We start from the raw sequence: 12,237 nt of genomic DNA on the forward strand, positions 1-12,237 counted from the left end.
CCGGCCGCCTCCGCAACGCGCACCGGCCCGCCGGGACAGCCCTGTTCCCGCCTCGGTCGGCCGGTTCCGTTCGGTGAACGGAAAACCTGTTGCCCGCGACCACGCGGCGAGGCGAACCTGTCACGGTTTGCTGCCTTCGGCCGGACCCCATCCCCCTGACACGAGCCACTGGGACGTCATGCAGATTCAAGACCTTCCGTATCCCGACCCGGGCGTGCCGGACGCGCGTTCGGGCCCCCGATTCCTGTGGTGGCTCTTCCGCAATCAGCTGGGCGGCCAGCTCAAGTCGCTGGCCTGGGGGCTGCTGCACTTCGCCTCCGTCGCCGCCCTGCCGTTCTGTGTCGGTGTCGCCGTGCAGGCCGTCGTCGACCGCTCCGGCTCCGGGCTCGCCCTGGCGGGCGGGCTGCTGGCGCTGGCCTGCGTCGGCAACGCGGTCGGCGACACCTTCCTGCACCGCACAGCGATCACCAACTGGATCACGGCGGCCGCCCGCGTCCAGCAACTGCTCGCCCGCAAGGCCGCCCATCTGGGCTCGGCGCTGACCCGGCGCGTCGCGGCCGGTGAGGTGGTCGCGGTGTCCACGGGTGACGTCGAGAAGATCGGCTGGTTCGTCGAGGCCCTGTCCCGCTTCACCGCGGCCCTGGTCACCATCGTGCTGGTCTGCGTCGGCCTGCTCGTCTACCAGCCCGCGCTCGGCGTGGTCGTCGCCGTGGGGCTGCCCGCACTGGCGCTTGCCGTGCTGCCGCTGCTCCCCCGCGCCACCCGGCGCGCCGACACCCAGCGCGAGAAGGCCGGACGCGCCACCGAACTCGCCTCGGACACCGTCGCCGGCCTGCGCGTGCTGCGCGGCATCGGCGGCGAGGACCTGTTCCTCGACCGCTACCGCAGCGCCTCCCAGGAGGTCCGCCACGCAGCCGTGCGCAGCGCCCGGATGTGGGCCCTGATCTCCGCGATCCAGGTCCTGCTGCCGGGGCTGCTGCTCATCGCCGTCGTCTGGTACGGCGTGGGGCTGGCCCGCGACGGCCGGATCACCGTCGGTGAACTGGTCACCGTCTACAGCTCGGTCATGGTCCTCACCTATCCGCTGCGGCACTTCGAGGAGATCGCCATGGCGTACTCCTTCTCCCGGCCCTCCGCCAAGCGGGCCGCGGGAGTGCTGTCGCTCCAGCGGCCCACGGACATCGCGGGATCGCGCGCGGCCGAGGTTCCGTCGGGTGACCTGTACGACCCGGACACCGGGCTGCTCGCGCCCGCCGGGCGGCTCACGGCCGTGGTGTGCGGCGACCCGGACGCGGCGGGCCTGCTGGCGGAGCGGCTGGGCGGACACCCCTCCCAGGAGGGCGCCTCGGTGCTGCTGGGCGGTGTGCCGCTCGACGAACTCCCGCTGGACAGCGCCCGAACGGCCGTGCTGGTCCAGGACAAGGACCCGGTGCTGCTGTCCGGCACGCTGCGCGAGCTGCTCGACGTACCCGCGTCGGGCGCCGTCCGGCCGGAAGAGGCGCTCGCGGCCGCGCAGTGCGACGACGTGCTGGCGGCGCTGGTGCAGGGCTCGCTGGACGCGGGCGACCCGATGGACGCCCGGATCACCGAGCGCGGCCGGTCCCTGTCCGGCGGTCAGCGCCAGCGGCTCGCGCTCGCCCGGTCGCTGATCACGGACCCGGAGGCGCTCGTCCTGGACGAGCCGACCTCGGCCGTCGACTCGCACACCGAGGCCCGGATCGCGCAGGGCGTGCGGGAGTTGCGCGACGGGCGCACGACCGTGGTGTTCACCTCCTCCCCGCTGCTGCTGGACCGCGCCGACCGGGTCGTGTTCCTGCACGACGGCGAGGCCGTGGCGGTCGGCGCCCATCGCGAGCTGGTGCGGACCGACCCCCGCTACCGGGCGGTGGTCACCCGCGAGACGGACGACGAGGCCGCACTCAGCGGCTCCGTCGCCCTGGACGACGCACTGCAGGAAGACGTTCTTCAGGAACTGGAAGAGATCGAGGAGAAGGCATGATCGGCGTCGCGCCACCGGCCTACGACCCGGCGGCCCCGACGACGGCGAACACCCTGCCGGTCGGTGCCCCCGAGACCGTCCGCGCCTACGTGGCCGAACTGCTGCGCCGGCACCGGCGGGCGTTCCTGCTGCTGGTGGCCGTCAACACGGCCGCCGTGATCGCCTCGATGGCCGGTCCCTGGCTGCTGGGCGGACTGGTGGAGCGGGTGTCCGACGGGGCGCGGGACCTGCGGCTGGAACTCACCGCCGGGCTCTTCGTGGCCGCGCTGGCCGTACAGGCCGTGTTCGTCCGTCAGGTACGGCTGCGCGGCGCGATGCTGGGCGAGCGGATGCTGGCCGACCTGCGCGAGGACTTCCTCGTCCGGTCGGTCGGGCTGCCGCCCGGGGTGCTGGAGCGGGCCGGGACCGGCGACCTGCTGTCGCGCATCACGACCGACATCGACCGGCTGGGCAACGCAATGCGCGAGGCCGTTCCGCAGCTGTCGATCGGCGTGGTGTGGGTGTTCCTGCTGATGAGCGGGCTGGTGATCACGGCGCCGCCGCTGGCGCTCGCCGTACTGCTCGCCCTGCCGCTGCTGATCGCCGGCTGCCGCTGGTACTTCCGGCGGGCGCCCTCGGCCTACCGTTCCGAGGCCGCCGGGTACGCCGCCGTGGCCGCCGCGCTCGCCGAGACCGTGGACGCCGGGCGCACCGTCGAGGCCCACCGCCTCGGCGAGCGCCGTGTCGCGCTGTCGGAGCGCCGCATCCGGGAGTGGACGGCGTGGGAGCGGTACACGCTCTGGCTGCGGTCGGTGCTCTTCCCGGTCATCAACACCACCCACGTGACCGTGCTCGCCTCGGTCCTGATGATCGGCGGTGTGTTCGCCCTGCAGGGGTGGATCGACGTCGGCCAGCTGACGACCGGTGCGCTGATCGCTCAGATGCTGGTCGACCCAGTGGGCATGATCCTGCGCTGGTACGACGAGCTCCAGGTGGCGCAGGTGTCGCTGGCCCGCCTCGTCGGGGTCCGGGACATCGAGCCGGACGCCGGGGACCCCACCGTGGCACCCGAGGGACGCCATGTACACGCCGACCGGGTGCACTTCGGTTACCTGGAGGGCGTGGACGTCCTGCGCAAGGTGTCCCTGGATGTCGCCCCCGGCACCCGGCTCGCCCTGGTCGGCCCGTCGGGCGCGGGCAAGTCCACGCTGGGGCGGCTGCTCGCCGGGATCTACGCGCCCCGGGACGGCCGGATCACGCTGGGCAGCGCCGAGCTGTCCCGGATGCCCGCCGAACGCGTCCGCTCCCACGTGGCCCTGGTCAACCAGGAGCACCACGTCTTCGTGGGCTCCCTGCGCGACAACCTCCGGCTCGCGCGGACCGGGGCCGTCGACGCCGAGCTGTGGGCGGCGCTGGGCGCGGTCGACGCGGACGGCTGGGCCCGTGCGCTCGACGAGGGCCTGGACACCGAGGTCGGCTCGGGCGGCTTGGCGCTCACCCCGGCCCAGGCTCAGCAGATCGCGCTGGCCCGCCTGGTGCTGGCCGACCCGCACACGCTGGTCCTGGACGAGGCGACGTCGCTGCTCGACCCGCGCGTGGCCCGCAACCTGGAGCGCTCCCTGGCCCGGGTCCTCGACGGCCGCACCGTCGTCGCCATCGCCCACCGGCTGCACACCGCCCACGACGCGGACGTCATCGCCGTCGTCGAGAACGGCAGGATCAGCGAGCTGGGCAGCCACGATGAGCTGGTCGCCGCGGACGGGGCGTATGCGGCGCTGTGGAGGTCGTGGCACGGCTGAGCACCTTGTCGTGCCACGGACGGCCGCCCGCCTCCCGGGGGCGGCCGTGTCCTTGGCGTTGCGCGGGCACAAGCCTGGGTGGAAGGCTGGAATCAGGCACCGGCTCGGGGGACGCCCGGGAACCAGAGGTCCGGGCGGCGTCAGTGCTCCGCGGCGGCGGCCCGGCACCGGCCCCGTGGATACGGGACCGTCCCCACCCCCTGGAGGTACCCGTGAACAGCTCCGACGGCTGGGGAGACGACGTCTACCAGCCGGACCAAGACGAGCAGAGGGAGGACACGGGGCTGCTCGACGCCGAGGACACCCTGGAGAACGACGGCGTCGACGATCCCCTGGACCGGGGCTGGTCCCCTCCCGAGCGGCCCTGGGCCGTCGAGCACCTCGGTGTGACGGCGGCCGAGCGGCAGCGGGGCGAGACGCTGGACCAGCGCCTCTCCGAGGAGCTGCCGGAAGCCACCGCCCCGGACGGTGACGGCCTCGGTGACTGCGACGGCACCGACGGGGAACTCCTGGACAACGAGGTCGGCGCCGCGCGCTCCGGCCGGCTCGTGGCACCCGACGAGGGCGCCCACGAGGACGAGGAGGAGGCACTGGTCGCCATGGACGTGGGCATCGACGGCGCCGCGGCCTCGGCCGAGGAGGCCGCCGTGCACATCGTCGACGAGGACACCCTGTCCGGCTGACCGCGAGCCCGTCCCGAGCCGTTGGAGGAGCATCCATGCAGCAGGACAAGCACCCCGACTACCAGCCCGTCGTCTTCCGTGACCGCGCCGCCGGGTACGCGTTCCTCACCCGGTCCACCGCGACCAGCGACCAGACCATCGAGTGGGACGACGGCGAGACCTACCCGGTCGTGGACGTGGAGATCTCCTCCGAGAGCCACCCCTTCTACACGGGCAAGGCCCGCACGGTGGACTCGGAGGGCCGGGTCGCCGCCTTCGAGCGGCGCTTCGGCGGCGGCTGAGGCATCTGCGGCACCGGCCGCGCTCAGATGACGTTGAGCGCGGCCGCGCAGCCCACCCCGCCGAGCAGCATGAACACCGGCATCAGCACCTTGAGCTCGACCCAGCTGCCCGCCCGGAACCGCATGGCCTTGGGCGGCCCGATCGGGTACCAGCGCTTACGGCCGACCGGGATGGGCCACAGGATCGGGCAGCCGGACACCGTGAGCGCGTCCCCGATGTCGTGCACGATCGCGCCCAGCACCACCGGCAGTCCCAGCCACAGGTACTCCTGGCCCGGCGCCGTGAACAGCCAGTCCGCGCCGTTGCCGGGCTTGTCCAGCACGCCCGCGAGGATCCACGCGGTGGTCGCCGCCAGCAGCCACACCAGGACCTCGCTGCTGGAGCCGCGCGTCGCCCGCCACAGCAGGCCCTCGATGGCCAGGACCATGTGCACGAAGAGGATCGCGAGCACGCCCCAGCGGTCGCTGGTGATCGCCACCGCCGAGGTGCCCGCTCCGATCAGCACCGCCCACAGCCAGGTGTGCGTGAGAGTGCGGTGCCCGCCGGAGCGGCGCGGGTCGCCCTGCTTCTTGGTGGCCTTGTAGACGGCGTACGACAGCTTGTCGACGATCTCGCACAGCCAGCGTGACAGCGGTCCGAAGGACCGGGAGATGGTGGCCGCCTTGTGGTCGAGGTCGGGGGCGAGGGCGGCTCCGGCGCAGATCAGGGCGCCGACGAAGAGGACCGGCCAGGGCATCGGGTGTCCGGCCGCCGCGGCGGCCGCACCGACGCCGAGCCAGGCGGCGGCTCCCGACAGTGAGTGTGCTGGTCCCATCATGGCCGCTGCCCGCCCCATTCGTCCTGTGCCGCTGTCCAGTTGACCGGGCGCGCTGACGTCCCGTCGGCGCCCCAGCGTAGCGTTCGTGATCTTCGAGCCCGCAGCCGATTCCCGCATCGGGCAACGGGCCAGGCAAGATGGGGGGCGTGACCCTCATCGATCAGCTGCCGCGGACCCCCGACCCCGATGCCTTGTACGAAGCCTTCGAGTCGTGGGCCGGCGAGCGGGGTCTCACGCTCTACCCCCACCAGGAGGAGGCGCTGATCGAGGTGGTCTCCGGCGCGAACGTGATCGTCTCGACGCCCACCGGCTCCGGCAAGAGCATGATCGCGGCGGGCGCGCACTTCGCGGCCCTGGCCCGGGACGAGGTCACCTTCTACACGGCCCCGATCAAGGCGCTGGTGTCGGAGAAGTTCTTCGAGCTGTGCAAGATCTTCGGCACCGAGAACGTCGGCATGCTCACCGGCGACGCCTCCGTCAACGCCGACGCCCCCGTCATCTGCTGCACCGCCGAGGTGCTGGCGTCGATCGCGCTGCGCGACGGCAAGGACGCCGACGTCGGCCAGGTCGTGATGGACGAGTTCCACTTCTACGCGGAGGGCGACCGCGGCTGGGCCTGGCAGATCCCGATCCTGGAACTGCCGCAGGCGCAGTTCGTACTGATGTCGGCGACGCTCGGCGACGTCTCCTTCTTCGAGAAGGACCTCACCCGCCGCACGAACCGCCCGACCGCGGTGGTCCGCTCGGCGACCCGGCCGGTGCCGCTCTCCTACGAGTACCGGTACACCCCGCTCACCGAGACGCTCACCGACCTGCTGGCAGCGCGGCAGGCGCCCGTCTACATTGTGCACTTCACCCAGGCGCAGGCCGTGGAGCGGGCGCAGGCGCTGATGAGCATCAACATGTGCTCGAAGGACGAGAAGGAGCAGATCGCCGAGCTGATCGGCAACTTCCGCTTCACCACCAAGTTCGGCCGCAACCTCTCCCGTTACGTCCGGCACGGCATCGGCGTCCACCACGCCGGCATGCTGCCCAAGTACCGGCGTCTGGTGGAGAAGCTCGCGCAGGCCGGTCTGCTGAAGGTCATCTGCGGCACGGACACCCTCGGCGTGGGTGTCAACGTCCCCATCCGCACCGTGCTGTTCACCGCCCTCACCAAGTACGACGGCACCCGTGTACGCACCCTGCGCGCCCGGGAGTTCCATCAGATCGCGGGTAGGGCCGGACGGGCCGGTTACGACACGGAGGGCTTCGTCGTCGCGCAGGCGCCCGAGCACGTCGTGGAGAACGAGAAGGCCCTCGCCAAGGCCGGCGACGACCCGAAGAAGCGCCGCAAGGTCGTCCGCAAGAAGGCCCCGGAGGGCTTCGTCGCCTGGTCGGAGCAGACCTTCGAGAAGCTCATCGGCTCCGAGCCGGAGCCGCTGACCTCCCGGTTCCGGGTGACACACACGATGCTGCTGTCGGTGATCGCCCGCCCCGGCAACGCCTTCGAGGCGATGCGGCGGCTGCTGGAGGACAACCACGAGCCGCGCAAGCAGCAGTTGCGGCACATCCGCCGGGCCATCGCTATCTACCGGTCCCTGCTGGACGGCGGCATCGTCGAGAAGCTCGACGAGCCGGACGCAACCGGCCGCATCGTCCGCCTCACCGTCGATCTCCAGCAGGACTTCGCGCTCAACCAGCCGCTGTCCACCTTCGCGCTCGCCGCGTTCGAACTGCTCGACCCCGAATCGCCTTCGTACGCGCTCGACATGGTGTCCGTGGTGGAGTCCACGCTCGACGACCCCCGGCAGATCCTCGCCGCCCAGCAGAACAAGGCGCGCGGCGAGGCCGTGGCCCAGATGAAGGCCGACGGCGTCGAGTACGAGGAGCGCATGGAGCGCCTCCAGGACATCACGTACCCCAAGCCGCTGGAGGAGCTGCTCTTCCACGCGTACAACACGTACCGCAAGAGCCACCCCTGGGTCGGCGACCATCCGCTCTCGCCGAAGTCGGTCATCCGCGACATGTACGAGCGGGCGCTGTCCTTCACCGAGCTGGTGTCCCACTACGAACTGGCGCGCACCGAGGGCATCGTGCTGCGCTATCTCGCCAGCGCCTACAAGGCCCTGGACCACACCGTCCCGGACGACCTCAAGTCCGAGGACCTCCAGGATCTGATCGCCTGGCTGGGCGAGATGGTGCGCCAGGTCGACTCCAGCCTGCTGGACGAGTGGGAGCAGCTGGCCAACCCGGCGGAGATGACCGCTGAGGAGGCCCAGGAGAAGGCCGACGAGGTCAAGCCGGTCACCGCCAACGCCCGTGCCTTCCGCGTCCTGGTCCGCAACGCCATGTTCCGCCGCGTGGAACTGGCCGCCCTCGACCAGGTCGGCGAACTGGGCGAGATGGACGGGGAGTCCGGCTGGGACGCCGACGCCTGGGGCGAGGCGATGGACAAGTACTGGGACGAGTACGAGGATCTCGGCACCGGACCCGACGCCCGCGGCCCCAAGCTGCTGCTCATCGAGGAGGAGCCGGAGAACGCCCTGTGGCGGGTCCGGCAGATCTTCCACGACCCGAACGGCGACCACGACTGGGGCATCAGCGCGGAGGTCGACCTCACGGCCTCGGACGCGGAGGGCCGCGCGATCGTCCGCGTCACCGACGTCGGCCAGCTGTGACGGGCCGGGCAGCAGCGAGCACAGGAGAATCCCACCCATGACGACGAACCCGGCCGAGAGGCTCGTCGACCTGCTCGACCTGGAGCAGATCGAGGTCAACATCTTCCGCGGCCGCAGCCCGCAGGAGTCCCTGCAGCGGGTCTTCGGCGGGCAGGTGGCCGGGCAGGCCCTGGTCGCCGCCGGCCGCACCACGGAGGGCGACCGTCCCGTGCACTCGCTGCACGCGTACTTCCTGCGCCCCGGCCGGCCGGGCGTGCCGATCGTGTACCAGGTCGAGCATGTGCGCGACGGACGGTCGTTCACCACCCGCCGGGTCACGGCCGTGCAGCAGGGCCGCACGATCTTCAATCTCACCGCCTCCTTCCACAAGCCGGAGGAGGGCAGCTTCGAGCACCAGCTGCCGCCCGCCCGCAAGGTCCCGGACCCGGAGTCCCTTCCCACCGTCACGGACGAGATCCGCGAGCACCTGGGCGCGCTGCCCGAGCAGCTGGAGCGGATGGCCCGCCGCCAGCCCTTCGACATCCGTTACGTCGACCGCCTGCGCTGGACCGCCGAGGAGGCCCGGGACGCCGAGCCGCGCAGCGCCGTGTGGATGCGCGCGGTGGGGCCGCTCGGCGACGACCCGCTCGTGCACACCTGCGCCCTCACCTACGCCAGCGACATGACCCTCCTGGACGCCGTCCGCATCCCCGTCGAGCCGCTGTGGGGCCCGCGCGGCTTCGACATGGCGTCGCTCGACCACGCGATGTGGTTCCACCGTCCCTTCCGGGCGGACGACTGGCTCCTCTACGACCAGGAGTCGCCGATCGCGGTCGGCGGCCGGGGTCTGGCCCGGGGCCGGATCTACGACCGTGAGGGCCGGCTGGTCGTGTCCGTGGTGCAGGAGGGCCTCTTCCGGAAGCTGGGCTGACCCGGCTGTCCGCCGACCGGGGCGGTGACCGGGGCGACGATCGGGGGCCGCTGGCTGGGGGCCCGGTGCGCCGGGGTTCCGATCGCGCCTCCGACCGGATCCGGCGACCATGGCAGAAGCAGGCACTGCCGACGCCGCACGCCCGCCGATCCGGGAGGTGGCCACGCTGCACACCGTGCTCCCCGTTGTGTTCGCGATCTGCGCGGCCTTCAGCAACGCCGTGGCGACCGTGCTGCAGCGCAAGGCGGCGCTCACCGTGCCCGCGTCCCAGGGGCTGCGGGCCGGTCTGATCGTCGATCTGCTGCGCCGCCCCGTCTGGCTGGCCGGCATCCTCGCCGTGATCGGTGCCGCCGTCTGCCAGGCGCTGGCGCTGGCCACCGGCCCGCTGACGATCGTGCAGCCGTTGTTCGTGCTGGAGCTGCCGCTCACCCTCATCGTGGCGTCCCTGTTGATGCACCGGCACCTGCCGGGCACGGGCTGGCTGGCCGTGACCGTGGTGGTGGCAGGCCTGGCGGTCGCGCTCGCCGCTGCCGCCCCCGCCGGGAACCGTACGCATGTGGCACTGGACCGCTGGATCCCCGCGCTCGCCGTGTGCGCGGGGGCGGTCGTCGCCCTGGCTCTCGCCGCCCTCCGGCGCCCGGAGGGCCGGGCCCGGGCCGCCTGCCTGGGAGCCGCGACGGCGATCAGCTATGCGGTGACCGCCGCACTGATGAAGGCCGCCACCCACATCCTCGACGATCAGGGCCTGGTGGGCTTTCTCACCGCCTGGCAGACCTACGCCTTCGCCGCCACCGGCGTGTGCGCCCTGTTCCTGCTGGAGAACGCCATGCAGGCCGGTCCGCTCGTCGCCTCGCAGCCCGCGCTCACCCTCGGCGACGCCCTGGTGAGCCTCGCCCTCGGCATCACCCTGTACGAGGAGACCATCCGCTCCGGGTGGTGGCTGGTGCCCCAGTTGTTCGGTGTCGCGCTGATCGCCGCGGGGGTTCTCGCACTGGCGCGGATTCCGTTCACGCAGTCGCTGGTGGCCCCGGACGAGGAACGCGAGGCCGCGGCGGCACCCTGAGCGAAGGAGGTCCGCCATGGGACGTCTCGGCGAGCGGGTGGCGATCGTCACCGGAGGGGCCGGAGGCATCGGAAGCGCGGTGGCACGGGCCCTGGCGGCCGAGGGTGCCTCCGTCGTGATCGCCGACGTCCGGGACGCCGAGGGGACGGGCCTCGCCGCTGACCTCGGGCACCCGGCCCGCTTCGTACACCTGGACGTCACCAGCGAGGACGACTGGCAGCGGGTACTGGCTGACACGGAGCGGGAGCTGGGCCCGGTCTCGGTCCTCGCCAACATCGCGGGCATCATCGACTGGGGCCCGATGGAGGAGCAGGGCCCCGCGGCCTTCCGGCGGGTCGTCGACGTCAACCTGACGGGTGTCTGGCTGGGCATGCGCGCGGTCGCACCGTCGCTGCGCCGGGCGGGGGGCGGCGTCATCGTCAACATGTCCTCTCTGGCAGGGCTGACCGCCTACGCCGGTGTCGGCGCGTACGCGGCGAGCAAGTGGGGGTTGCGCGGACTGACCAGGGCCGCCGCGCTGGAACCGGCGCCCGACGGGGTCCGGGTCTGCTCCGTCCATCCCGGTGCCATCCGCACCCGGATGACGGCCGGCTTCGGCGACGCCTACACGGCGGGGCAGCCCATCCCCCGGTTCGGGGAACCGGAGGAGGTCGCCCGCATGGTCCTCTTCATCGTCATGGACGCGACTTCTCGACGGGCAGTGCGTTCATCGTGGACGGCGGCATCCTGGCCGGGGCGCCGGCCGTCCTGACTCCGGACGAATGAGCCGCCGGAAGGCCCTGTGACCGGGCCGTCCCGGCGACGGGGCCGCCCGGCGACCGGGCCGCCGAGTCTCCGGCGGGCGGCCCAGTTGTCCGGCCGGTCCGCTCCGGTCATCCGTCCGGCTGGCACCGGGGGCACCACACCGTGCCCCGACCGGCCATACGGGACCTGCGCAGACCGGTGCCGCAGCGCGGGCACCTCGGGTCCCGGTCGTCCCGGTGGCCGGTGAGCCAGGTGTCACGCGGGGGCACGCAGCCGGCGGTGACGGAGGAGCGCAAAGTGCGCCGCATCTCGCTGAAGAGACGCCGGCGGTCCTCCAGGGTCAGGTCCTGCGCCCCTAGGTCGGGGCGCAGCCGGGCCCGCCACAGGATCTCGTCGGCGAGCAGATTGCCGAGGCCGGCGAGAACGGACTGGTCGGTGAGGGCGGTCTTGAGATGCCCGCGGCGCGATGAGAGCACCTCCTCGAACTCCGCACGGTCCACCGCCAGGGCGTCGGGCCCCTGCCGCCGCAGCAGCCGCTCCACATCGGACTCGTCGTGGGCCAGCCAGAGTCCCTGCAGCTTGCGCTGGTCACGGAAGCGCAACTGGCGACCGGCACCCAGGGTGAAGAGGGCTCGGTCGTGAGCCTCGACGGGGTCATCGGCCTGCCCGCACACCAGCCGCCCCGTCATGCCGAAGTGCAGTACGAGGATGGGGCCGCCGGTGCGGGCCAGCAACCACTTGCCGTGCCGCTGCGGCGCGCCGAACCGCCGCCCCTCCAGCGCGTCCCGCAGTCCCCCGGCGTCGACCCCGTGCAGGACGCCCGGGTCCCGCACATCGACGCGCCGGATGACACGTCCCTGCGCACAGGACTGGAGCACCTGCCGGAAGCCCTCGACGTCGGGGAGCTCGGGCACGGTCGGTGGGTCAGGATTCCTGGAGGACGGACAGCACGTTCCCCGCGGGGTCGGTGAACCAGGCGATCAGCGGGCCGCCGCCGCGGAAGATGCCCTTGTCGTCCGTCTTGAGGTGCTCGTAGCGCTCGAAGCGCACCCCTTTCCCTGCCAGCTCGTCGACCGCGGCCTCGATGTCGTCGACCGGGAAGTTGAGGATGGTGAACGTGGCCGGCGTGTGGTCCGGCTTGGGGTAGACCAGGGTGTCCCGGTCACCCGCGAGGTGCAGGATCAGCATCCCGTTCTCCTCCGACACCCGGAGCCCGAGCGTGTCCGCGTAGAACGCCCTGGCCGCCTCGATGTCGTCCACCGAGAACCCGCTGAACGCCTTCGTCGTACCGAACATGATCG

General features: G+C 72.3%; 11 protein-coding genes. 8 read left to right on the forward strand and 3 right to left on the reverse strand.

What is annotated here, in order from left to right:
• Window positions 1-178: 178 nt before the first annotated feature.
• From OO68_RS06665 to OO68_RS06680, 4 genes are all read left to right on the forward strand, one after another.
• Window positions 179-1,999, forward strand: coding sequence for an ABC transporter ATP-binding protein (locus tag OO68_RS06665; RefSeq protein WP_033307189.1), 1,821 nt, complete (start codon window positions 179-181; stop codon window positions 1,997-1,999).
• Window positions 1,996-3,777, forward strand: a complete 1,782-nt coding sequence (locus OO68_RS06670) for an ABC transporter ATP-binding protein (RefSeq protein ID WP_033307190.1) — start codon at window positions 1,996-1,998, stop codon at window positions 3,775-3,777. Before OO68_RS06665 ends, OO68_RS06670 begins: the two co-directional genes overlap by 4 nt.
• A 212-nt stretch (window positions 3,778-3,989) precedes the next feature.
• Complete coding sequence (locus OO68_RS06675; RefSeq protein ID WP_033307191.1) at window positions 3,990-4,460, forward strand: DUF5709 domain-containing protein; 471 nt, start codon at window positions 3,990-3,992, stop codon at window positions 4,458-4,460.
• A 35-nt stretch (window positions 4,461-4,495) separates the two neighbouring features.
• A complete protein-coding gene (locus OO68_RS06680) occupies window positions 4,496-4,741 on the forward strand; it encodes a type B 50S ribosomal protein L31 (RefSeq protein ID WP_033307192.1) in 246 nt (81 codons plus the stop codon).
• Window positions 4,742-4,764: 23 nt separating this feature from the next.
• Here OO68_RS06680 and OO68_RS06685 read toward each other — a convergent pair whose 3' ends face one another.
• Window positions 4,765-5,559, reverse strand: a complete 795-nt coding sequence (locus OO68_RS06685; protein ID WP_033307193.1) for a metal-dependent hydrolase — start codon at window positions 5,557-5,559, stop codon at window positions 4,765-4,767.
• Window positions 5,560-5,705: 146 nt separating this feature from the next.
• On the opposite strand from OO68_RS06685, the gene OO68_RS06690 reads away from it, so the two are divergent.
• From OO68_RS06690 to OO68_RS42165, 4 genes are all read left to right on the forward strand, one after another.
• Window positions 5,706-8,219 carry a DEAD/DEAH box helicase gene (locus tag OO68_RS06690; RefSeq protein WP_033307194.1) on the forward strand — a complete coding sequence of 838 codons (2,514 nt, stop codon included), beginning with the start codon at window positions 5,706-5,708 and terminating at the stop codon, window positions 8,217-8,219.
• A 37-nt stretch (window positions 8,220-8,256) separates the two neighbouring features.
• Window positions 8,257-9,129 carry an acyl-CoA thioesterase gene (locus OO68_RS06695; RefSeq protein WP_033307195.1) on the forward strand — a complete coding sequence of 291 codons (873 nt, stop codon included), beginning with the start codon at window positions 8,257-8,259 and terminating at the stop codon, window positions 9,127-9,129.
• Window positions 9,130-9,238: 109 nt separating this feature from the next.
• Complete coding sequence (locus OO68_RS06700) at window positions 9,239-10,192, forward strand: DMT family transporter (RefSeq protein WP_245236918.1); 954 nt, start codon at window positions 9,239-9,241, stop codon at window positions 10,190-10,192.
• A 16-nt stretch (window positions 10,193-10,208) separates the two neighbouring features.
• Window positions 10,209-10,943 carry an SDR family NAD(P)-dependent oxidoreductase gene (locus tag OO68_RS42165; protein WP_329503448.1) on the forward strand — a complete coding sequence of 245 codons (735 nt, stop codon included), beginning with the start codon at window positions 10,209-10,211 and terminating at the stop codon, window positions 10,941-10,943.
• A 121-nt stretch (window positions 10,944-11,064) separates the two neighbouring features.
• On the opposite strand, the gene OO68_RS06710 is transcribed toward OO68_RS42165, so the two are convergent.
• On the reverse strand, window positions 11,065-11,850 hold the full coding sequence (locus OO68_RS06710) for an Fpg/Nei family DNA glycosylase (RefSeq protein WP_033307196.1): 786 nt from the start codon (window positions 11,848-11,850) through the stop codon (window positions 11,065-11,067).
• A 10-nt stretch (window positions 11,851-11,860) separates the two neighbouring features.
• Window positions 11,861-12,232, reverse strand: a complete 372-nt coding sequence (locus OO68_RS06715) for a VOC family protein (protein ID WP_033307197.1) — start codon at window positions 12,230-12,232, stop codon at window positions 11,861-11,863.
• Window positions 12,233-12,237: the final 5 nt, after the last annotated feature.

Origin of the sequence: Streptomyces iakyrus (assembly GCF_000717055.1) — a bacterium.
Lineage (GTDB): Bacteria > Actinomycetota > Actinomycetes > Streptomycetales > Streptomycetaceae > Streptomyces > Streptomyces iakyrus.

Excerpts from the sequence above, each read along its gene's own strand:
- OO68_RS06665 (WP_033307189.1), top strand. The coding sequence starts at position 179 with ATGCAGATTCAAGACCTTCCGTATCCCGACCCGGGCGTGCCGGACGCG.
- OO68_RS06670 (WP_033307190.1), top strand. The coding sequence starts at position 1,996 with ATGATCGGCGTCGCGCCACCGGCCTACGACCCGGCGGCCCCGACGACG.
- OO68_RS06680 (WP_033307192.1), top strand. The coding sequence starts at position 4,496 with ATGCAGCAGGACAAGCACCCCGACTACCAGCCCGTCGTCTTCCGTGAC.
- OO68_RS06685 (WP_033307193.1), bottom strand. The coding sequence starts at position 5,559 with ATGATGGGACCAGCACACTCACTGTCGGGAGCCGCCGCCTGGCTCGGC.
- OO68_RS06695 (WP_033307195.1), top strand. The coding sequence starts at position 8,257 with ATGACGACGAACCCGGCCGAGAGGCTCGTCGACCTGCTCGACCTGGAG.
- OO68_RS06700 (WP_245236918.1), top strand. The coding sequence starts at position 9,239 with ATGGCAGAAGCAGGCACTGCCGACGCCGCACGCCCGCCGATCCGGGAG.
- OO68_RS42165 (WP_329503448.1), top strand. The coding sequence starts at position 10,209 with ATGGGACGTCTCGGCGAGCGGGTGGCGATCGTCACCGGAGGGGCCGGA.
- OO68_RS06715 (WP_033307197.1), bottom strand. The coding sequence starts at position 12,232 with ATGTTCGGTACGACGAAGGCGTTCAGCGGGTTCTCGGTGGACGACATC.